Annotated in this window: 16 protein-coding genes; 3 read left to right on the forward strand and 13 right to left on the reverse strand. The window is 71.2% G+C overall.

Annotated features, from left to right (window positions below; all coding sequences use genetic code 11):
- The first annotated feature begins 45 nt into the window (after positions 1–45).
- Positions 46–636: a TetR/AcrR family transcriptional regulator gene (locus GH747_RS14800; RefSeq protein ID WP_149770359.1), complete on the forward strand. Its 591-nt coding sequence runs from the start codon at positions 46–48 to the stop codon at positions 634–636.
- 118 nt (positions 637–754) lie between these two features.
- On the opposite strand, the gene GH747_RS14805 is transcribed toward GH747_RS14800, so the two are convergent.
- From GH747_RS14805 to GH747_RS14830, 6 genes are read right to left on the reverse strand one after another with little or no spacing between them, the layout of a single operon-like run.
- On the reverse strand, positions 755–2,944 hold the full coding sequence (locus GH747_RS14805; RefSeq protein ID WP_149770360.1) for an Ig-like domain-containing protein: 2,190 nt from the start codon (positions 2,942–2,944) through the stop codon (positions 755–757).
- A 51-nt stretch (positions 2,945–2,995) separates the two neighbouring features.
- Positions 2,996–5,128, reverse strand: coding sequence for a hypothetical protein (locus GH747_RS14810; RefSeq protein WP_149770361.1), 2,133 nt, complete (start codon positions 5,126–5,128; stop codon positions 2,996–2,998).
- Positions 5,125–6,339: a hypothetical protein gene (locus GH747_RS14815; RefSeq protein WP_153816630.1), complete on the reverse strand. Its 1,215-nt coding sequence runs from the start codon at positions 6,337–6,339 to the stop codon at positions 5,125–5,127. The genes GH747_RS14810 and GH747_RS14815 overlap by 4 nt, the downstream gene beginning before the upstream one ends.
- Positions 6,336–7,136 (reverse strand): heme ABC transporter ATP-binding protein, encoded by an 801-nt coding sequence (locus GH747_RS14820; protein WP_149770363.1) that lies wholly within the window; start codon positions 7,134–7,136, stop codon positions 6,336–6,338. Before GH747_RS14820 ends, GH747_RS14815 begins: the two co-directional genes overlap by 4 nt.
- On the reverse strand, positions 7,133–8,203 hold the full coding sequence (locus GH747_RS14825) for a FecCD family ABC transporter permease (RefSeq protein ID WP_149770364.1): 1,071 nt from the start codon (positions 8,201–8,203) through the stop codon (positions 7,133–7,135). The genes GH747_RS14820 and GH747_RS14825 overlap by 4 nt, the downstream gene beginning before the upstream one ends.
- Positions 8,200–9,300: a heme/hemin ABC transporter substrate-binding protein gene (locus GH747_RS14830; RefSeq protein WP_205602951.1), complete on the reverse strand. Its 1,101-nt coding sequence runs from the start codon at positions 9,298–9,300 to the stop codon at positions 8,200–8,202. Before GH747_RS14830 ends, GH747_RS14825 begins: the two co-directional genes overlap by 4 nt.
- A 205-nt stretch (positions 9,301–9,505) precedes the next feature.
- On the opposite strand from GH747_RS14830, the gene GH747_RS14835 reads away from it, so the two are divergent.
- Both GH747_RS14835 and GH747_RS14840 read left to right on the forward strand, forming a co-directional pair.
- A complete protein-coding gene (locus tag GH747_RS14835) occupies positions 9,506–10,177 on the forward strand; it encodes a biliverdin-producing heme oxygenase (RefSeq protein ID WP_149770366.1) in 672 nt (223 codons plus the stop codon).
- A gap of 164 nt (positions 10,178–10,341) precedes the next feature.
- Complete coding sequence (locus GH747_RS14840; RefSeq protein WP_149770367.1) at positions 10,342–11,715, forward strand: NAD(P)H-quinone dehydrogenase; 1,374 nt, start codon at positions 10,342–10,344, stop codon at positions 11,713–11,715.
- 102 nt (positions 11,716–11,817) lie between these two features.
- On the opposite strand, the gene GH747_RS14845 is transcribed toward GH747_RS14840, so the two are convergent.
- The 7 genes from GH747_RS14845 to GH747_RS14875 form a co-directional block, all read right to left on the reverse strand.
- The gene (locus tag GH747_RS14845) at positions 11,818–12,579 is read right to left on the reverse strand and encodes an endonuclease domain-containing protein (RefSeq protein WP_149770368.1); all 762 of its coding nucleotides are present in this window, start codon (positions 12,577–12,579) and stop codon (positions 11,818–11,820) included.
- A gap of 360 nt (positions 12,580–12,939) precedes the next feature.
- A complete protein-coding gene (locus GH747_RS14850) occupies positions 12,940–16,317 on the reverse strand; it encodes a pyruvate carboxylase (RefSeq protein WP_149770369.1) in 3,378 nt (1,125 codons plus the stop codon).
- Between the two features lie 66 nt (positions 16,318–16,383).
- Positions 16,384–16,797 (reverse strand): universal stress protein, encoded by a 414-nt coding sequence (locus tag GH747_RS14855; RefSeq protein ID WP_163695658.1) that lies wholly within the window; start codon positions 16,795–16,797, stop codon positions 16,384–16,386.
- A 54-nt stretch (positions 16,798–16,851) separates the two neighbouring features.
- A complete protein-coding gene (locus GH747_RS14860) occupies positions 16,852–18,051 on the reverse strand; it encodes a hypothetical protein (RefSeq protein ID WP_149770371.1) in 1,200 nt (399 codons plus the stop codon).
- Positions 18,048–18,716, reverse strand: a complete 669-nt coding sequence (locus tag GH747_RS14865) for a hypothetical protein (protein ID WP_149770372.1) — start codon at positions 18,714–18,716, stop codon at positions 18,048–18,050. The genes GH747_RS14860 and GH747_RS14865 overlap by 4 nt, the downstream gene beginning before the upstream one ends.
- Before the next feature lie 8 nt (positions 18,717–18,724).
- Entirely contained in the window at positions 18,725–20,119 is a 1,395-nt protein-coding gene (locus tag GH747_RS14870; protein WP_149770373.1) for a hypothetical protein, read from the reverse strand.
- 2 nt (positions 20,120–20,121) lie between these two features.
- Positions 20,122–21,906, reverse strand: coding sequence for an acetyl/propionyl/methylcrotonyl-CoA carboxylase subunit alpha (locus GH747_RS14875; RefSeq protein ID WP_228552939.1), 1,785 nt, complete (start codon positions 21,904–21,906; stop codon positions 20,122–20,124).
- Position 21,907: the final 1 nt, after the last annotated feature.

Genomic DNA, 21,907 nt, shown 5'->3' on the forward strand with positions numbered 1-21,907 from the left:
ACGGCACACTAACGCAGCGAGCCCGTGTGGCCGTATCTTGTTCGGGTGCCGAAGATCATCGGAGACAGCCTCGCAGAGCACCGCGCCGAGACGCGGCGCCGTCTGCTCTCCGCCTTCGGCGACCTCCTGACCGAGCGCGGCTACGACGCGGTCCGCCTCGCCGACGTCGCGACCCGCGCAGACATCGGCCGTACGGCGATCTACAACCACTTCGCGGACAAGGAGGCAGTGCTGCTCGCGTTCGCGATGGACGAGACGCAGCGCTACGTCGACGCCATCCGCGAGGCACTCGCCGAGGTCGACGGGCCGGTCGAGCGGCTCCAGACGTACGTCCGCATGCACGTCGCCCTCTCGCGCGAGATGCACATGGGGCTGGGACCCCAGCTCTACTCGCTCCTCTCGCGCGACGCGCTCCTGCACATGCGCGAGCACGTGGTCGTCGTCGAGACGCTGCTCCGCGACGTCCTCGAGGACGGCATGAAGCAGGGTGCGTTCGCGGTCGACGACCTGCGGGCGACCACCGCGCTGGTACTCGCCTGCCTGCAGAGCCGGCAGGTCACGCACCCCGAGGCGGCCGACCGCGACACCGCTGTCGCGGTCACGGAGCGCTTCGTGCTCCGCGCCGTCGGCGCCTGACGCCTCCCGCGCGCGACGCCGACGTGCGACGCCGACATGCGACGCCGACGGGAGTCTCGACATTCCTGTCGCTGAGGCGACGGAGATGTCGAGACTCCCGTACGGGCTGTGCCGCTCGCTACTTCGTGACCTTCACCTTCACGGTCTTCGCGGAGCCCGTGTGGGTCGACGTCGCTGCGAACGTGACGGTCACCTTGTAGGTGCCCTTCTTCGCGAGCTTCGGCAGCTTGACGACGACCTTGCCGTTCCTGACGGTGGCGCGGACGGTCTTCTTGATGCCCTTGCCCTTGATGACGAGGGTGACCTTGCCGGCCGCCTTCGGGGTGCCCGAGACGGTGACGGTGGCCTTGCCGGCCTTCTTGCGCGTCGGCTTCTTCGTCACCTTCAGGGCTGCCTTCGTGGCGACTCTGGTGACGGCGAGCGTGCGAGCGGCCGAGGCCGACGACGTCACGACCGCCGTGTTGCTCGAGACGAAGCGCGCCGACAGGCGGTGCGCACCGACCGTGAGGGTCTTCGGCAGGACGTACGACGCCTTGCCTGCGGCCACCGTCTTCGTGCCGAGCGAACGCGTGCCGTCGTACAGCGTGACCTTGCCGGCCACCGCCTTCGAGGACGTCACGCTGATGTTCGCGGTGGCGCCGCGGCCGTAGACGACCTTCGCCGGGACCGTGACAGTGGTCGTGGAGGCGACGGCCGGGACGGCGGCGACCTTCACGGTGACGGTACCGGTCGCGGAACCGCCGAAGTCGTCCTGGGCGGTGTAGGAGAAGGTGTCGGTCCCGGAGAAGCCAGCCTTCGGCGTGTAGATCAGAGCGGTGCCCTCACCGGTCACCGTCCCGTTCGCCGGCGCGGTGTGCGTGACGGTCAGCGGATCGTCGTCGGTGTCGACGCCGCCGAGAGTGACAGGCACGGCCTTGCCGAACGCGGTGTTGACGATGACGTCGGCGGCGGTAGGCGCGGTGTTGTCGACCTGGTCGGAGAAGGTCACCGGCGTGTAGGTCTCGTATCGAGCCTGCGAACCGCCACTGCCCGGATAGGTGTAGATGCCAACGTTTCCACCGTCGAGCGCGACGGCGTCCGCCGCAGCCTTGGAGATCGTGAGCGTCGTGGTGAAGGTGCCGTCCGGCTTGAGCTCAGCGGCCCCGTCCTCGGCGCCACCGATGGTCGCCATGTCGGCGGCCGCGACGGCCCACTTCTGCGTGATGATCTTGCGGCCGGACGACGGCGCGCTCGCGCTCGGCTTCCAGTTCGTGGCGAACTTGCCGAACACCACGTACGTGCCAGCGGGTCGGCCGGCGAGCGGCGGGCGCGTGCCGGTCGCGAGCGAAGGATCAAAGCCGGAGCCCTTGACCGTGATGCGCTGCTCGCCCGTAGCGAGTAGCTCGGTGCGGCTGACAGTGACGGTGGCCGGAGTGGGGGCGGCGGCCAGCGTGTAGTCGACCGCGATCGGCGTCGCCGGCTTCGCTGCGTCACGACCGCTGCCCGACGAGTACCAGTACGAGGTCTGGCCGGTGAGCTGCTGGAAGTTGACGTAGTCCTGCGGGAACGAACCCCACGTCACAGCGGTCCTGTTCTGCGGAGCCGAGCCCTCTGGCAGCGTGACCTCGACTCCGAGGTAGTCGGGGGTCACATCGATCCCCGTCGCGGTCACGTCGACGTCGCTGAGCGTCGCCAAAGTGACCTGGGTAGCCGGGATCGGCGACCAGGCGGAACCCGCCTGGTCGGTGCCGTAGCCCGTCGCGGTCGCGGTCACCGTGCCGGTGCCGTCTGCGGCAACGGTCAGGGTGGGGTCGCTCGCTGTCCAGTAGGTCATGCCTCCGTAGAAGGCGATGGTGAACGAGCCGTCCCAGGCGATCGAGGCAGTGCCGGCAGCGGGGTCGACCGTGCCGGTGCCCTTGGTGATGACGACCTTGTTCTCGCTCTTGCTCGCGGCGCTGAACGGCGTGAGGGCCGCACCGGTGCGGTCGAGGCACTTAGTCGCCCACGTGGTGGCGACATCGGTGCCGCTCGCATCGGGTTTCACGACCGAGACGTTGCCGTCAGTGGCCTGGAAGAAGCCATCAGCCTGGCTCCACTCTCGAGATGAACCGGTGTTGCCCGCCGTGCCGGCGGACAGGAAGTTGCATCCGCCGGCATAGGAACCGCCGCCGGCCTCGTTGGAGAGGCCCCACGCGAAGACCGCGTCGGTGACCGGGTTCGTGGCCGCCTGCGCAGGCGCCGCGACGAGGGCCAGGGACCCTGCCGCGAGGGCGGTCGCAGCGGTGCCGGCGACGAGGCGCCGGAACCGCTGGGGGAGGGACGTGGACATGGTGGTTCCCTTCTTGTCGTGCTCAGGGTGGTGCTGGAGGGGGAGGAAAGATCAGGCTCGGCGTACGAGGAATCTGGAGCCGGCCGTGACGAGCAGGGCGGCAGCCGCCATGGCGCCGCCTGCCCACCAGGGCCACGAGGGCGGTGAGCTGCCGATGGGCTGCGCCACCGGGCGTACGCCTTCGGTGGTTCCGACGGGCACGGCGGCAGCGCCGAGGACGGTGGCAGCGGGAGGCGGAACGACCGCGACCGGGGCCGTTGCCGGTGCGGCGGTCGGGCCTGTCGACGAGCCGGTCGGCGACTGCGGCGTCGACGGGGTCGTACCGTTGCTCGCGTCGTCCGGCGCGTCGGCCTTCGGCGTCTTCACCGGCTTGTCTGCGTCGTAGCTGACGGTGATCGGCAGCGCCGCCTTGAAGCGGTCGGTCGAGGCGCCGCTGGTGTACCAGTACGAGGCCGTGCCGACCTTCTCCTGGAACCGGAGGAACGACGTCGGGAACGCACCCCAGCCCGAGACGGCGCGGTTCTGGGCGACGGCGCTCGCCGGCGCGTCGTACCGGACTCCCGCGAAGCGCGGCGTCACCGTGAAGCCGCGGGCACTGCTCAGGCTCTTCACTGCGGCATCGGCGAGGCGGACCTTCGTCGGGGTCAGGGCCTTCCAGACCGAGGTGTCTTCGCGGGCGGTCGCGTACCCACCGAGCGTCGCGTCGAGTCGCGCCGTGCCGCCGCTGACGGTGAGCACCGGATCGGTGACGGTGAAGTAGGACATCCCGCTGTAGAGGAGCGCCGTGAACGTCCCCTTCCAGCGGATCGTCGCCGTCTTCTTCCGGGGGTCGACGGTGCCGGTCCCGCCGTCGACGACGACGGTGTGGTCGCTCAGAAGGCCGTTGGTGGCGGCGCCGAGGGGCTCGCCGGCAGGAGTCGTGCTGAGACCGGACCACGTCGCGAGCCTGTGGCCGCCTGAGCTCGTCGCCTTCTCGATGCGGACGTTGCCGGAGGTGGCCTTCCAGTCCTTCTGTGTGAGCTTCTGGCCGCCCTTGCCCGGGTTGGGGACGGTGCCGGCGGAGAAGAGGTTGTACGTTCCGGGCGCGAACGCGGAGTTGCTCATCTCCTGGTTGACGCCCCACCAAAGCTGCGCGTCGGAGACGGTGAACGCCTTCGACGCGGGGCCGTCGGAGCCGCCGGGGCCGCCGGGGCCGCCGCCGGTCGTCGGGGCGGGTGTCGTCGGCTTCGGCGTCGGCGTGGTGGGCTCCGGATCGACCGGTCCGACCGGGTCCTCGGGATCCTCGGCGAGGGTGTCACCGAGCACCCAGGCGAACGCGATCGGGAGCGGGGGCTTGTTGGCGTCGACCGCACCGCCGGAGGAGTACCAGTACGACGCGGAGCCGGCGTCAGCCAGCCACGCGATGAACGACGTCGGCCAGGACCCCCAACCCGTGCCGGTCGTGCTCTGGTCGACGGCGCCGTTGCGGACGCCCTCGTACGCGGGTGCGACCGTGACGCCGTCGGCGTCGATGTCGACCGACGGGAGGGTCGCGAGCGTGACCTTCCTCGCCGGGACGCTCGTCCAGACCGTCGGGTCGGCCAGCGATGACCCGAAGCCGCTGAGCGTCGCGGTCAGGACGCCCGTGCCGTCACGCGCGACGCTCAGCTCGGGGTCGGACACGAAGAAGAAGGACATCCCCGAGTAGAAGACGACCGTGAAGTCGCCGTCCCAGGCGATCTTCGCCCGGCCGGTGTCCGGATCCGCCCACCCCGAGCCGCCCGAGAGGACGACCTGGTGGTCGCTGAAGACCTTGCTGGTGGGCGGGCTGATCGAGGCGCCGGTGGACGAGGTCTTGAGGCCCTCCCACGTCGCGGCCGCGTACGAGCCCGACACGGTCCTCTTCTCGATCGCGACGTTGCCCGCTTCGGCCTTCCAGCCGGCCGGCTTGCCGTTGAGCCAGGTCGCAGCGTCTTTGAAGGTCTGGCCACCGACCCCGGGATCGGCGACCTTGCCGGCGGAGAGGAAGTTGTAGGTGCCGGGTGCGAACGCGGAGTTGTTGGTCTCGTTCGACAGGCCCCAGCGCAGCGTCGCACCGCTGACCTCGCGGGCCGTGGTGGCGTCGGCCGACGCGGGGACGAGCGGAGTGATCAGGGCGACCAGGCCGACGGCGAGCGCGAGGGCGAGGCTGCTGTGGCGCTTCACCGGGTCACCGTCCGGTCACTGGTGCCGTACGGGTCGACGTCGACGGAGGTGTCGCCGCGTTCGAAGGCGGCGAGCGGGTCCGACGCGGTCGGGGCGGACGCCGGTGCGTCGGGCCGCCGGCTTCGCGCTCGGCGTACGCGCAGGAAGGCCCCGATCACGGCGAGGAGGAGCAGGAGGCCCGCTGCGGCCATGAAGATCCAGGCCGCCGTCGTGGGCCCGTCGTCGCTCGCGGACTCGTCGACGGTCGCGTCCACCACTGCGGGTGCGGGGGCGATCGGGAACGTCACGGTGGGTACGGCGCCGCTCGCTGCGCCGGACAGCTTGAGGACGTGCGTGCCTGCGGTGATGGACGCCGGGAGCTGGAGGACGCCGGCGACCTCACCCGACTGGCCCGCCGACAGCGGTCCGACGGCGGCGATCCCGTCGTCCAGCGTCGCGACGACCTGCTCGCCCGGGAGGAAGCCCTTGCCCGTGAAGGTGAGGACCCGCCCGACGACGGCGGTCGCGCGGTCGACGCCGACGGACGGCCTCGCGGCACGCGGCGCGGCCGGCGGGACGGTCGCCGCCGGTGCCGCAGCAGGGGCCTGGGTCGCCGCCGCCTTCGGGGCGCCGGTCGAGCTCGGCCCGGCCACGAAGCGGACCGGCGTGAACGTCTCGTTGGTCGGATTCTTGATGCCGTGCGCGCCGATCGTGATCACACCGCACGTGACCTTCGTGCAGTCGACGTCGACGGCCTTGCCGGAGCGGTCGACCGACTGGAACACAGCACCGGGCACGGTCAGCGTCGTGCTCCACCCGCCCGAGGCGCTGATCGTCCCGTTGGCCGAGTCGGCGGTCTCCGCACCCGGGAACGCGAGGAAGCGCTGGTGCCCGGCGTTGCTGGCGCTCTCGCTGTCGGGCACGTAGCGGTAGTCGTCGCCGGTCAGACCACCCTTCGACGGCTTCCACGAGCTGCCGTCCGGGTCGGAGACCCAGCCGAACGCGACGTAGATGCCGCCGGCGCCGCCCTTGATCGACTGGAATCCGCGGCCGGTGACCGTCAGGGTCGTGGTGCCGTCAGTCGTGGCGGTGGCCGCCCCCGAGCCGTTGGTGACGGTGATGCGCGCGGCGGCGACGGCCGGGGCGGTGGTCACGACGGCGGTCGCGACGGTGGGGACGGCGAGCGCGACGGCGGTGGCGCCGAGCGTCGCGATCCGGGTCGGGCCGATCATCGGGCGACCTCCTCGACGGGTGTGCGCAGCGGGGAGACGATCAGGTCGCCGGTACGCGGGTGGGTGAACACGTCCACGGGATGGCCGTAGACGTCGGAGAGCAGGTCGGGACGCAGGACGTCCTCGGGAGACCCGTCGGCGCGGACCTGCCCGCCGGCGAGGACGCAGACGCGGTCCGCGTACGCGGCGGCGAGCGACAGATCGTGCAGGACCGCGACGACGGCGCGCCCCTCGCGAGAGAGTCGGCGCGCCTCGGTGAGCAGGGCCTCCTGGTGGGCGATGTCGAGGGCCGCGGTCGGCTCGTCGAGGAGCACGATCGGCGCCTCCTGCGCCATCACGCGCGCGAAGCTCGCCCGCCCCTTCTCGCCGCCGGACAGGGTGGGGAATCGCCGATCGGACAGGTGCTCGACGTCGGTACGGCGCATCGCGTCGGCGATCACCGCCTCGTCGGCGTCGGACTCGTCACGGCCGTGCCAGGGGGCGCGGCCCATCGCGACGACCTCGGTGACGGTGAAGGGGAACGACAGCCGGTGCTCCTGCAGCAGCACCGAGCGGCGACGGGCCAGCTCGCTCGCGCGACGGGACCTGATCGGCTCACCGTCGATCAGCGCGCGACCGCGGGTCAGCTCGACGTCTCCCGCCAGCACGCCGAGGAGCGTGGACTTGCCGGCGCCGTTCGGGCCGACCAGGACGAGGAGCTCGCCGGGACGGACGTCGAGATCGATGTCACGCAGGATCGTCGCCGGTCCGTACTCGACGCAGGCGCCGATCACCTGCAGGGCCGCGCGGGGGCTCATGCCCAGCCTCCCGCCGTACGACGGGTCCGGCGCAGGAGCCAGAAGAACATCGGACCCCCGATGAGGGAGGTCAGCATCCCGATGGGCAGCTCGGCGTACGGGACGGCCGTGCGCGCGACCAGGTCGGCGGCGAGCAGCAGCACGGCGCCGCCGAGGACGCTGGCCGGCATCAGCAGGCGGTGGCCCGGCCCGACGACCATCCGCATCAGGTGCGGGACGACCAGGCCGACGAACGCGATGATCCCGCAGAACGCGACGGCTGCAGCGGTGAGCAGCGCGACCAGCGTGATCGCGGTGATCCGCAGACGCTCGACGTCGACGCCGAGGTGTCGCGCGGAGCGGTCGCCGAGAGCGAGCAGGTCGAGCTTTCGGCTCAGGAGGAAGCAGCCGACGACGCCGACGAGTGCCAGCGGCGCCACCACACCGACGTACGCCCAGCGGGTGCCGTTCAGGCTTCCGAGCTGCCAGAAGACGATCTCCTCGCGTGCCTGCTGGTCGGCGAGGAACATCATCAGCGCGAGCAGTGCACCGGTCACCGCGTTGACGGCGATGCCGGTGAGCACGAGGGTCACCACCTCCGTACGGCCGTCCGACCGCGACAGGAGATAGACCGCCACCGTCGTGATCAGGCCTCCGACGAAGGCGAGCGCGGGGACCGTCCACGTGCCGAGGGCAGTCCAGCCGAAGACCATCGCGCCCGCAGCCGCCACGGCGGCGCCGGACGAGACGCCGATGACACCGGGCTCGGCCAGCGGGTTGCCGAAGACGCCCTGCATGAGCGCGCCGGCCGCGGCGAGGGCGGCGCCGACGATCATGGCCATCGCGACCCGCGGGAACCGGATGCTCCACAGCGCGGCGTCACCGCTGGGGTGCGTGGGCATGGGGCCGGCGTCGATGCCGATCCCGTGGAGGAACGAGCCCAGCACCTCGGCGGGCGGGATCGAGAGCTGGCCCGTCCCCGCGGAGATCACGGCGAGGAACACCAGCGCGACCGAGAGCCCGGCGAAGAGGATCACCGTCGCGCTCACGCGGAAGCGCGCGGAGATCGTGGGATCGACGACCGTCATCGCAGCGACTCCGGCGCGTACATCGCCACTGCCAGCGCGTTGATCACGTCGGCGCTGCGGGGGCCGAAGCTCATGATCTGGCTGTCGGGCATCGTGATGAAGCGGCGGTTCTGGCCGGCGGGCGTGTTCGCGAGGGCGGGGTAGCGTTCGAGCAGACCGTCGACCCCGCCCGCGGAGTCCAGCCCCTTGCTCATCATCAGGATCGCGTCCGGCTGCGCGGAGACGATGCCCTCGTCGTTGAGCGGCTTCATGCCCTTCCAGCCGATCTCCTTCGAGACGTCGTACGCCCCGGTGGCCGAGATCAGCGCGTCAGCGCCCGAGCCCTGACCGAACATGTAATAGACGCCGCTCTGACCGCGGACGTACAGGAAGACGGTGCGGAGCTTGTCCTGAACGGCGGCGGGCGCCTTGTCGGCGACCGTGGCGCTGATCGCCTCGACCTCGGAGGCGGTCCGCTGCGCGAGCTGCTCGCCCACGTCGGGCACGCCGAGGGCGGTCGCGGTCTGGTCGATGAGCGTGGCGGCGTTCTCGAGGTTGCGCTTGCTGTCCACGACGACCACCGCGACGCCCGCGTCGCGCACCTGCTCGATGACGTCCCACGGCCCGAGGGACGTGTCGGTGATGATCAGATCGGGGGACAGCTCGAGGATCGCCTCGCCGTTGAGCTCGTGCCCGTTGTGCGTGACGAGCGGGAGGTCCTGGGCCTGCGTGAACTGCGTCGAGATGTCGCGTCCGACGAGGAGGTCGCCGAGGCCGAGCTCGTAGACGATCTGGCTCAGCGTGCCGTACTGGTCGAGCGCGAGCACCCGCTCGGCGGACTCCACCGTCGTACGCGTGCCCTGCGCGTCGGTGAGCGTGACCGGGAACGTCTGCTGCGGGTCCGCGGTGATCGGCTCGGGCTCCTCGGCGCCGAGGTCGACGGAGACCTCGCCGGTGAGCTCCTTCGGGGCGTCCGTGACGCTCACGTCCGCCAGCGAGGGGATCTCGGTCGCCGCAGCCGGGGTCTCGGAGCCGCTGCTCTCCTCGGGGCCACACCCCGCTGCGAGGAGCGCGAGGGCGCTCAGAAGGACGGCGACGGTGAGACGGCGGGGACGCACGGAACCTGCTCCGATCAGGGTTTATGAGGTTGACCTAACCTCGCTGGAACCTAGCATAGGCAAGCCTTGCCTCGCTAGGCCGAGCGGGGTTAAAGTGACGCAACGTCACGTTCGTCCTGACGCGGCGTCCCATTGATGATGACGGTGTGTCATATTGTTTCCGGCACTCGTCCGCAGTCCGAAGATCGCCCGTGGAGGCCCCTCGATGACCGTCACCGCCCCCCAAGAGACGACCGTTCCGAGCACCGATCTCTCCGCTCTCATGCGCGAGGGGTCGCGTGCCGAGCACACGTCGGCCGAGAACTCGACCTTCATGACCGATCTGCTGGACGGCCGGTCGTCCGTGGAGCGCTACACCGTCTTCCTGCGTCAGCTCGCCGTCGTCTACGCGGCGCTCGAGTCCGTCGGTGACGCCCTCGCGACCGACCCCGTCGGCAGCGCCGTCGTCGACGCCGCGCTGCTTCGCTCCGCGGCCATCGAGGCCGACATGGTGTTCCTCTCAGGCGACGACTGGCGCGAGATCCCCGTCGGACCGGCCGCCACGGCGTACGCGGCCCGCGTCACCGAGACCGGCGACGACCCGGTGCGCTTCCTCGCGCACCACTACACGCGCTACCTCGGCGACCTCTCTGGCGGCCAGGCGATCGGTCGGATCCTCCAGCGTGAGTACGCCATGGCCCCGGAGGGCGTGACCTTCTACGACTTCCCGCTCGTGCCGAAGCCCAAGCTGTTCAAGGACGGTTACCGCGCTCGGCTCGACGCGCTGCCCCTCGACGACGTCGCCAAGCAGCGCGTCGTGGATGAGGTGAAGGTCGCCTTCGCGCTCAATGAGGCACTGTTCGCGGAGATCGGCGCCGCGCCTTCGCTCGTCGAGTAGCCGCCCCGTCCTCGCCGGTCGAGTAGCCGCCCCCTCCCTCGCCGGTCGAGTAGCCGCGAGGAACGAGCGGAGTATCGAGACCCCTGTGTGGCGCAGCCGACACCGGGCGCCACCCACCGCCGACCGCGACGTGCCGACGGCGCGGGGTGCGAGACAATGACGGCGTGAATCGCGTCGTGATCGTCGGTGGTGGACCAGGTGGGTACGAGGCTGCGCTGGTTGCGGCGCAGCTCGGAGCGGAGGTCACCGTCGTCGAGCGCGACGGGCTCGGCGGATCGACCGTCCTCACCGACTGCGTGCCGAGCAAGACGCTCATCGCGACGTCCGACCTGATGACCGACGTCGCCGGGTCGGCAGAGCTCGGCATCACCGGGAGCGGCTCGCAGACGGTCGCGCTCAAGCAGGTCAACGATCGCGTCAAGCGGCTCGCCATCGCTCAGTCGGACGACATCCGGCGCCGCATGGAGCGTGAGAACGTCCAGGTGATCGCTGGGACGGCGAGGCTTGACGGCCCGGAGACGGTGCTCGTCGACCGCGCCGACGGCGGCTCCGAGGAGCTCCACTCCCAGATCGTGCTCCTGGCGACCGGTGCGCACCCCCGCGTCGTGGACACGGCGCAGCCTGACGGCGAGCGCATCCTGACCTGGGAGCAGGTCTACGAGCTCGACGAGCTCCCGGAGCACCTCGTCGTCGTGGGGTCGGGCGTGACTGGCGCCGAGTTCGCAGGAGCGTACAAGGCCCTCGGATGTGACGTGACGCTCGTGTCCAGCCGTGACCGGGTGCTCCCCGGCGAGGACCCGGACGCGGCGGTCGTCCTCGAGGAGGTGTTCACCCGGCGCGGGATGAACGTCCTGTCCCGCTCGCGCATGGAGTCGGTCGAGCGCAAGGGCGACACCGTCGTCGTACGCCTCACCGACGGTCGCGAGATCGAGGGATCGCACTGCCTGCTCGCCCTCGGATCCATCCCGAACAGCGCCGGTCTCGGCCTCGAGTCGGCCGGCGTGAACGTCGATGCCGGCGGCTTCATCGAGGTGGACCGGGTGTCGCGGACGTCGGCGCGCGGCGTGTACGCGGCCGGGGACTGCACCGGTGTCCTGATGCTCGCCTCGGTCGCGGCCATGCAGGGCAGGATCGCGATGGCGCACGCTCTCGGCGACGCGGTGCATCCGCTGCGGCTCCGTACGGTCGTCTCCAACGTCTTCACCGCCCCCGAGATTGCGACGGTCGGCGTGAGCCAGAAGGACATCAACGCCGGTGAGGTCGACGCAGAGTCGGTGACGCTGCGGCTGTCGGGCAACCCGCGCGCGAAGATGCAGGGCGTGCGCGACGGTTTCGTGAAGCTCTTCTGCCGTCCTGGCGGTGGCGCTGTGATCGGCGGAGTCGTGGTTGCTCCGCGTGCGTCGGAGCTGATCCACTCGGTCTCGCTCGCCGTCTCCACGGGGCTGACGACGGACCAGGTCGCGAACGCGTTCACCGTCTATCCGTCGATGAGCGGATCGGTCGCCGAGGCCGCCCGTCGCCTGCACCAGCCCCGCTGACCCGCGCCGCCCCGCCCCGTCCGCGATTCGGGCAGTTCGGTACGAATCAGGGCGCGGACTCGTACCCGAACTGCCCGAATCGGGGACGGGAGGGACGGGAGCCTACGCGAACCAGCGAGTCCACATCGCGTTGAAGTGCGGGCGCGGTCCGTCGTACCCGTTGTCGCGCAGTGCCCCGTAGACCCGCCAGACGATCGCCTTCTTGTTCGCGAGGTCGTCGTCGAGGATCACGATGATGGTCCAGCCGAGACGCTCGAGGGCTTCGCGGCGCGTCCGGTCGCGCGCGCGCTGCTTCTTGGAGCGCTCGTGCCAGGCGCCGTCGTACTCGACGATCACGCGGTACTTCCAGTAGACGAGGTCGCAGCGCGCCACGAACCGGCCGGCGGCGTCGAGGACGTCCGGATTCGGGTCGGGCTCCGGCAGGCGCGCAAACACCAGCACCAGCCGTACGAGGGTCTCCATCGGCGACTCGACGCGTTCGCGGACGTACGCGAACGCGCGCCGAGCCCGTACGACTCCGTCGATGTGGCACTGGTCGAGGTACGCCCTCAGCTCGGCGAGCGTGGTGTGGCCGGCGTGGATCAGATGATCGGCAGCCTGGACCAGCTCGGGCAGTGTCAGACGCTGGGCAGCACAGTCGACGTAGGTCCGGTCCGGTCCGGTGCACGCGATGCGGTGCCGTACGTACGCCCGCAGCCGGCCGCGGCGCCGGTGCAGCCGGATCTCGTCACGTCGGACGCGTGACTCGGTGTTCGTCGAGAAGTGGAGCGGAAAGAGCCCGCGTACCTCGAGGCCCCACAGCCGCAGTGCCGTGAGATGGCTGGCAACGGCGTCGTCGGGGAGCAGCAGCAGTGCGGCGCGCAACCACGTGAGGAGCGTTGGTTCGTCGCTGGCGAGGCAGTAGATGCCACGGAAGAGTCGCCGAAAGCGCCGCGACTTCAGGTCATGTCGGTCGAAGCCGACGGCCTCAGCGGCCGCGATCGTGAAGGGGCCTGTGGTGAGGGAACTCGGTAGCGGTCTCACCCCTCACAGGTGGCGCCTGCGACTTCGCTTCGACGGGGCGTCCCTGGCTTCTGTGGACGGTCGAGTCCTGTGGACGTGCCCGATTCGGGCAGTTCGGGTACGAATCGCGGTGCGGATTCCTACCCGAACTGCCCAAATCGGGGACGCGGCGGGACCCCGGGGACGCGGCGGGACCCCGCGGGGCGGACCGGGGCGGGGCGGCTAGCTCAGGACCAGGAGCAGGTCGCCGCCCTCGGACTGGCGCGGGCCGTCGATCACGAGCCGGGCGACGGTGCCGCCGTTGGGGGACGTGATCGACGCCTCCATCTTCATCGCCTCGATCGTCGCCACCTGCTGGCCGGGCTCGACGGTGTCGCCGACAGCGACCGACGGAGTCACGACACCGTCGAACGGCACGGCGACGTGCAGCGGGTCGGACCCGTCTGCCTTCTCAGCAGCCACGACGTCGCTTGCCACCGACCGGTCCCGCACGAGCACCGGACGGAGCTGCCCGTTGAGCGTGCAGAGGACGTTGCGCAGCCCGCGCGCGTCGGCGTCGCTGATCGCCTCGAGCCCAAGGATCAGCGTCTTGCCCTCCTCGAGCGCGACCTCGACGTCGGCGCCGGGACGCAGCCCGAACCAGAACGCCTCGGTCGGCAGCACGGACAGGTCGCCGTACTCGCCGCGCGCCTCCTCGTAGTCGCGCGTCGGTCCGGGGAACAGCAGCCGGTTCAGCGTCGGACGCGGGTCGGCCGCGAGTCCGGCGCTGTCGTCGGCCCCCAGCTGAGTCTCGCCGAACTTGACCGTACGACCCTCCAGAGCCTTCGTGCGGAACGGCTCGGGCCATCCGCCGGGCGGGTCGCCGAGCTCGCCGGCGAGGAACCCGATCACCGAGTCGGGGATGTCGAACGCCTGCGGGTTGTCGGCGAACTCGACCGGGTCCGCGCCGACCGCGACGAGGTGCAGCGCGAGGTCTCCAACCACCTTCGACGACGGCGTGACCTTGACGATGTCGCCGAGGATGTCGTTCGCAGCGGCGTACATGTCCTCGATCTGCTCGAAGCGGTCGCCCAGCCCGAGCGCGATCGCCTGCTGCCGCAGGTTGGACAGCTGACCGCCGGGGATCTCGTGCCGGTAGACGCGCCCGGTCGGCGACGGGAGCCCGGCCTCGAACGGCGCGTAGAGCTTGCGGACGGCCTCCCAGTACGGCTCGAGGTCGTTGACCGCCTGCAGCGACAGCCCCGTGGTCCGCTCGGTGTGGTCGGTGCTCGCGACGAGCGCGGACATCGGCGGCTGCGAGGTCGTGCCCGACAGCGACGCGGACGCGGTGTCGACGGCGTCCACGCCGGCATCGATCGCCGCCAGCAGCGTCGCGAGCTGCCCGCCCGCGGTGTCGTGGGTGTGCAGGTGCACCGGCACGTCGAAGCGCTCGCGCAGCGCCCGCACGAGACGCGAGGCCGCGGGTGCGCGCAGCAGGCCTGCCATGTCCTTGATCGCGAGCACGTGCGCGCCCGCGTCGATGATGCGCTCGGCGAGCCGAAGGTAGTAGTCGAGCGTGTAGATCGGCTCGTCCGGATCCATCAGGTCGCCGGTGTAGCAGAGCGCGACCTCCGCGACGGCCGACCCGGTCGCCCGGACCGCCTCGATCGCGGGCCGCATCTGCGCGACGTCGTTGAGCGCGTCGAAGATGCGGAAGACGTCGATGCCGGTCGCGGTGGCCTCGGTGACGAACGCGTCGGTGACCTCGGTCGGGTACGGCGTGTAGCCGACCGTGTTGCGACCGCGCAGCAGCATCTGGAGGCACACGTTCGGGATCGCCTCGCGCAGGTGGGCGAGGCGCTCCCACGGGTCCTCCTTGAGGAAGCGCAGCGCCACGTCGTACGTCGCGCCGCCCCACGCCTCGACCGACCACAGCTGCGGGGTCGTACGGGCGACGACGGGAGCGGCGGCGAGGAGGTCGTACGTCCGCACCCGCGTCGCGAGCAGCGACTGGTGGGCGTCGCGGAACGTCGTGTCGGTGACGGCGACCTGCGTCTGCTCGCGCAGCGTCCGGGCGAACGCCTCCGGACCGACCTCGAGCAGCTGCTGGCGTGTCCCGGCCGGCGCCGCGGCGCGGAGGTCGATCGCGGGCAGCTTCTCCCGCGGGTCGAGCACGTCGGGGGCCGTGCCGTGCGGGCGGTTGACGGTGACGTCGGCGAGGTACGACAGCAGCTTGGTGCCGCGGTCGGCCGAGGGCGGCGCGGCGAGCAGCTCCGGGTGCCGGTCGATGTAGGAGGTCGTGACGCCTCCCGCGACGAACTCCTCGTCGTTGAGAAGCGCCTGGAGGAACGTCAGGTTCGTCGTGACGCCGCGGATCCGGAACTCGGCGAGCGCCCGGCGCGCCCGCTCCACCGCTGCCTCGAAGTTGCGGCCGCGGCAGGTCAGCTTGGTGAGCAGCGAGTCGAAGTACGCACCGATCTCGGTGCCGGCGTACGTGGTGCCGCCGTCGAGGCGGACACCGGCGCCACCGGGGGAGCGGTACGTGGTGATCTTGCCGGTGTCCGGCCGGAAACCGTTGGCCGGGTCCTCGGTCGTGATCCGGCACTGCATCGCGGCACCGCGGACGGTGATGGTGTCCTGGCGCAGCCCGAGGTCGGAGAGCGTCTCGCCGGAGGCGATGCGCAGCTGCGCCTGGACCAGGTCGACGTCGGTCACCTCCTCGGTGACGGTGTGCTCGACCTGGATCCGGGGGTTCATCTCGATGAAGACGTACGACCCGTCCGGCGCGAGCAGGAACTCGACCGTCCCGGCGCACGTGTAGCCGATCGACCTCGCGAACGCGACGGCGTCGGCGCACATCCGCTCGCGGATCGCCGGATCGAGCCGGGGAGCGGGCGCGATCTCGACGACCTTCTGGTGGCGCCGCTGGACGGAACAGTCGCGCTCGAACAGGTGGACCACGTCGCCGGTCGCGTCGGCGAGGATCTGCACCTCGATGTGCCGCGGGTCGACGACGGCCTGCTCGATGAAGCACGTCGGGTCGCCGAACGCGCCCTCCGCCTCGCGCATGGCGGTCTCGACGGCCTCGCGCAGCTGCGCCGGGTCGTCGACGCGTCGCATGCCGCGACCGCCGCCACCGGCGACGGCCTTCACGAACAGCGGGTACGGGAGAGCGTCCGCCGCAGCCACCAGCTCGTCGGCATCACGGCTGGGCGGGACGGACGCCAGGACGGGTACGCCGGCGGCGCGGGCCGCCTCGATGGCGCGGGCCTTGTTGCCGGTCAGGCGCAGGACGTCCTCGGAGGGGCCGACGAACGTGATGCCGGCCTCGGCGCAGGCGCTGGCGAGCGCCGGGTTCTCGGAGAGGAAGCCGTAGCCGGGATAGACGGCGTCGGCACCCGCGCGTACGGCGGTGGCGACGATCGCCTCAGGGTCCAGGTAGGCGCGGACGGGGTGACCGACCTCGCCGATCTGGTAGGCCTCGTCGGCCTTCAGGCGGTGCTCGGAGCCGCGGTCCTCATAGGGGAACACGGCGACGGTGCGCGCGCCGAGCTCGTAGGCGGCACGGAATGCACGGATCGCGATCTCGCCACGGTTGGCGACGACGACCTTGCGGAACATGGGGGTACTCCGATCGGGAGTGCGTCAGGTCCTCATCGGCCGCCGCGACGGTGGGGCGACCGGATCTCACCGTAACGGGTGCTGGCCGGGCTTCGCCGCGAAGACCGGGACCTGAGAATCGAGCAGCAGCTTTTGAGCGACGCTGCCCATGATCAGCTTGCCGACCGGCGTGCGGTGCCGGATCCCGATGACGAGAAGGTCTGCCCCCTCGTCGGCCACCGCGTCGAGGATGAGATCGGCGGTCGCCGGGCCGACTGGCTGCCGGACGCGATGGCCGGCCGGCAGGGAGGCGTCGGCGAGGCGGTGCTGGAGCTGCTCCAGGTCGTAGCCGTGCACGAAGTCGGCGTCCTCGTCGAAGCGGGAGTGCTTCGCGACGTTGACGAGCACGAGGCGTGCATCGTGGGAACGCGCCCACGCGATGCCGTGCTCGAGGGCCGTCTCGCCGTACTGGTCGGGGGTGTACGCCACTGCGATCGTCATGCGGGCACGATGGCACATCGTCGGTGTCACGTCACCGTCGGTCTCAGGAGACGGTCAGCGGCGCGTGCGGTGCAGCTGCGTGACGAGGTCCAGCTCCAGCGAGCCGTAGCCCGTGCTCGCCCACGGCTCGACCCCGGAGTCGAAGTAGTGCACCGGCTTCCCGCCACGCACGACGTCGAGGATGTCGGGGCGACGGTGCGCCTTGAGGTCGCGGCGGCACGCGGCGCAGAGCGGGACCGTGACCTTGCCGGTCGCGGTGTCCAGCGTCGTACGCCCGTTCGCCGCGCCGTGGAGAGGGTTGAGGTAGCAGGGGGCGGTCGGCTTGTACGCCTTGCCGGCGGTCGCGGCGTCGAGGGCTGCGCTGCCGCGCTCCACCAGGACAAGGGTGCCGACCACGTCGAGCACGTCCGGCTTCGACCCCTCGCCCCGGGTCCGCTTGGCTGCGTCGTAGTGGTCGAGCGCGGCCTGCCAGGCAGCGGCGTCGCCCTGCATGTCGGTCTCGTCGATGAGCTCGCCCAGCGCCAGCAGCTCGCGGTCCGCGCGCGCGATGAGCGCGCTGTCGTGCGCGTCCCGGACCCGCTCGACGACCGACGCGGGCAGGGCGAACGCCTTCTTGCGGCCGGGGATGTCGCCGCGCTCGATCTTGTAGCGGCGCCACGTCCGTGCGAGTGCGATGGCGACGACGACGATCGCGATCGTCAGCGATCCGGCGACGATCGGACCCGTCGAGCCGCCGCCGTCGTCGTACGAGGACGACGAGGAGGTCGAGGAGGACGTCGACTCGCTCTCCTTCTCGTACTCCGTCCACTCTTCGTTGTACCGCGCCTCGGTCGTCCCGTCAGCGAGCATCTCGGTGGCGGCGACGAGCTGGTCGCCGAGGTTGGAGGGGTGCTCGTGCTCCGCGGCGAACGTCACCTTGTACGCCGCGTAGTCGTCGGTGGTCGTCTCCCACGACTTGCCCTCCAGGCGCGGCTCGCCGAAGCCGGTGTCCGTGGCGAGGTAGACCCCTGGCTGCGGGTTGTGATCGTGCACGGTGGCGAGCAGGTCCTCGGCGCGACCGCTGAACTCGTCATCGAACGCCAGCGGGTAGGCGACGACGTACGTCGGCTCCTCCGTGCGGGCGACGTTGGCCTCGATCTCTGCCACCTGGTCGGCGGTGATCTGGGAGGTCATCGACGGGTCGACGTAGACGCCGGTCTCGTCGAGCGATGCCCAGATCGCGTCGAGGTCAGCGCTCTGCGGCGTCGCCGTCATGCTTTGCTCCCTGTGACGAAGTCGCGCCAGCGCCCGGGTAGGAAGTACGAGGCGCCCGACAGTACGCGGACGACACCCACGACCAGCGTCAAGGCGAGATACCCGCCGGACACCATCAGGAGCGCGGCGAGGAAGCCGCCCCGCGGACCGCCCCAGTAGTCGGAGTCGTCGAGCGGCTCGAGCGTCGCGGCATCGACCGCGTCGATGTAGCGCATCAGCGCCGCCTCGGTCTTGCCCGCCATGTCGGGCGACACGTACGTCGAGAGATCGCCGCCGGTGGTGCGTTCGGTCCCGGACACCGACTCGCCGTCCCAGACCAGGTACGACCCGGCCTCGCCGACGCCGTCGATGAGGTACTGCGCGAGGTCCGCGTCGAGGTAGTAGCCCGCGTCACCCTTGCCGGAGAGCGCGATGAACGCGGCGGGATCCGCGGCAGCAGCGGCCGTGGCGACCCGTGCCTGCTCCTCGGGAGTGATGAGGCGCTGCAGCTCCGGCGCCACGTACAGGTGGTCGGCGACGAGGGCATCGGTGGCCGCGGCGACCCGGTCGCCGCCCGGCGGCAGCGGTGCCTCGATGTCGGCGTGCCGCGACTCGTACTCCTGGACGCCGAACATCGCGGCGCCGAAGGCGAGCCCGACGACGACGGCAGCGCCGATCCAGCGCACCAGCCACCTCAACGGTCCACCCCCGCGCGATCGGCGACGACGGCCCGCCACAGCTCATCGTCCAGAGCCCCGTAGCCGGTGCGGGCCCACACGGTGCTCTCCTCGTAGTACGGGCGGAGCTGGCGGCGCCGGACAGGCGGGAAGATGAGTGCCCGCGGGGTGCCGCCGCTCGATACCGTCTCGGAGCAGCGGCGGCAGGCGGGGACGTCGACGGCTGCTCGGCCAGGTGCGGAGACGGTGTGGAAGGCCCGCCCGTGAAGGGGATCGAAGAAGCACGGGACGTAGCGTTCGGTTCCTCCCCCCTTGCCTGCGCGGCCCAGCTCGTGGCGGCCTGCGTTGGCGAGGACCAGCGCGCCGACCGCGTCGCGCAGCTGGGTGCCGTACCGGGCCTTGTCCTCGGGCAGCGAGAGGTCCTCGAGGTCGCGGAGCACCGCCTCGGCGGCAGTCCGATAGCCGACGGCCGCGTCGGCATAGGGCGACGAGGACGCGCCGGCGAGCTCGTCGGCGAGCTTCGTCGTGGTCCGCTCCGCGCGGGCGACGAGGTCGGCGAGGTCGAGCCGCGTCGGCGTCAGGGCGGTCGCCTCGGCCGTCGACCGTTGGCGTGCCTTCCGCGACGCGGTGGCCCACAGCACCAGCCTCAGCCCAACCAGCAGGACCGAGAGCCCGACGACGGTGCCGACGACCCATCGACCGCCAGGCGTCGCCGCGTCGTACGAGCGGGGAAGCTCCTCAGGCAGCGGCGCCCACGACGCGGTCGCGATCTCCTCGAGCGCGGTGTCGTCGATGCCCCACGGCGCACCGCCTGCTGCGACCGTGGCGGCGATCTGTGCGTAGGCGACGTCGGAGAGCCCCCGGGGCCGGTTCTCGGAGTCGTAGGTCTCCCAGTCGACGTCGGGGTAGGCCAATGGCAGCATCTTCTTGTACGCGTCGTACACGGCGTTCGAGTACTGAGTCGCCTCGGGGACACCCCACGCCGCGTGCCGGGGCGGGCCGTGGGTGAGGGCGATGATGAAGATGCCGGCGCCGAGCCGGGATCGCAGCCGCACCGCCAGGTCGTTGGCGGGGTCGGACTCGCCCAGACCGCGCGGCGTGCTGCCGATGACGACGTAGATCGGCGCGTCCGAGCCGTCGATCACGTCGCGCAGGCGGTCGTGGGCTCCGGCGGCGTCACCGTTACCCATCACCTGCTCGACGATGACGGGGTCCTGCTTCAGCGCGGCCGCGACCTGGTCGACCGTGCTGTCGACGAGGACGGGTACGGGGGTGGTGTCCGCCGCGGGGAGGGCGGCCGTCGCGACGGCCGGCGACGCGGCGAGCAGCGCCAGCGAGCCGAGCACGCCCGCCAGCGCCGTACGCGCAACCATCACCGCGGCGCGTCGCCGCGCCGTACCCGCTCCCGCCAACGTCAGTCCTTGATCTCGGCGACGACCGCGCCCGCCGTGACCGTCTCGCCGGCGGTCGCCGAGAGCCCGGTGATCGTGCCGGCCTTGTGCGCGTTGAGAGGCTGCTCCATCTTCATCGCCTCGAGGACGACGACGAGGTCGCCCTCGGCGACGGTCTGGCCCTCCTCGACGGCGACCTTGACGATCGTGCCCTGCATCGGGGACACGAGCGCGTCGCCGCTGGCCGCTGCGCCCGCCTTCTTGCCGGCGGCGCGCTTCGGCTTCTTGCCGCCGCCCGCGGCCGAGGCACCCGCGACGGCGCCGAGGCCACCGGGGAGGACGACCTCGAGCCGCTTGCCGCCCACCTCGACGGTGACGGTCTCGCGCTCGGCCAGGTCGTCACCGGCGGCGGCGCCACCGGCGTACGGGGTGATGTCGTTGTCGAACTCGGTCTCGATCCAGCTGGTGTAGACGTCGAACCGCTTGCCGTCGCCGAGGTAGGCGGGGTCGTCGAGGACGCGGCGGTGGAACGGGATGACGGTCGGCATGCCGTCGACGCCGAACTCGTCGAGCGCACGGCGCGACCGCTCGATCGCCTGCTGGCGGGTGTTGCCGGTGACGATCAGCTTGGCGACGAGCGAGTCGAACGAGCCGGGGACGGTCTCGCCCTCGACGTAGCCGGAGTCGACGCGGACGCCGGGGCCGGCCGGCGGGTCCCACTTCGTCAGCGTGCCGGGGGCGGGCAGGAAGCCGCGGCCCGCGTCCTCGGCGTTGATACGGAACTCGATCGAGTGGCCGCGGATCTCCGGGTCGTCGTAGCCGAGCTCCTCGCCGGCGGCGATGCGGAACATCTCGCGGACCAGGTCGAGGCCGGTGACCTCCTCGGAGACCGGGTGCTCGACCTGCAGACGGGTGTTGACCTCGAGGAAGGAGATGGTGCCATCCTGGCCGACCAGGAACTCGCAGGTCCCGGCGCCGACGTAGCGCGCCTCGCGCAGGATCGCCTTCGACGCGGTGTAGAGGCGATCGATCTGCTCGTCGGTCAGGAACGGTGCGGGCGCCTCCTCGACCAGCTTCTGGTGGCGGCGCTGCAGCGAGCAGTCACGGGTGGAGACGACCACGACGTTGCCGTGGGCGTCGGCGAGGCACTGGGTCTCGACGTGGCGCGGCTTGTCGAGGAACTTCTCGACGAGGCACTCGCCGCGTCCGAACGCCGTGACCGCCTCGCGGACGGCGGAGTCGAACTGCTCGGGGATCTCCTCGAGCGTGCGGGCGACCTTGAGGCCGCGGCCACCGCCGCCGAAGACGGCCTTGATCGCGACCGGAAGACCGTGCTCCTTGGCGAACGCGACGATCTCGTCGGCATCGGCGACCGGGTCCTTGGTGCCCGGGGCGAGCGGGGCGTTGGCCTTCGCGGCGATGTGCTTGGCCTTCGCCTTGTCGCCGAGGGCCTCGATGGCGTGCGGCGGGGGACCGATCCAGATCAGCCCGGCGTCGATGACGGCCTGGGCGAACTCGGCGTTCTCGGCGAGGAACCCGTAGCCGGGGTGCACGCTGTCGGCACCGCTGCGCTTCGCAACATCGAGGATCTTCTCGATCGACAGGTACGTCTCGGCGGGCGTGGCACCTCCGAGCGAGAACGCCTCGTCGGCGAGGCGGACGAACAGGGCGTCGCGGTCGGCGTCGGCGTACAGCGCGACGCTACCGATCCCGGCGTCCTTGCACGCGCGGATGACACGGACGGCGATCTCACCACGGTTGGCGATGAGGACCTTGCTCAGCGGGCGGATGCCCTGGTCGTTGCTCACG

The sequence above is a fragment of the Mumia xiangluensis genome (assembly GCF_010994095.1).
GTDB classification, from domain to species: domain Bacteria; phylum Actinomycetota; class Actinomycetes; order Propionibacteriales; family Nocardioidaceae; genus Mumia; species Mumia xiangluensis.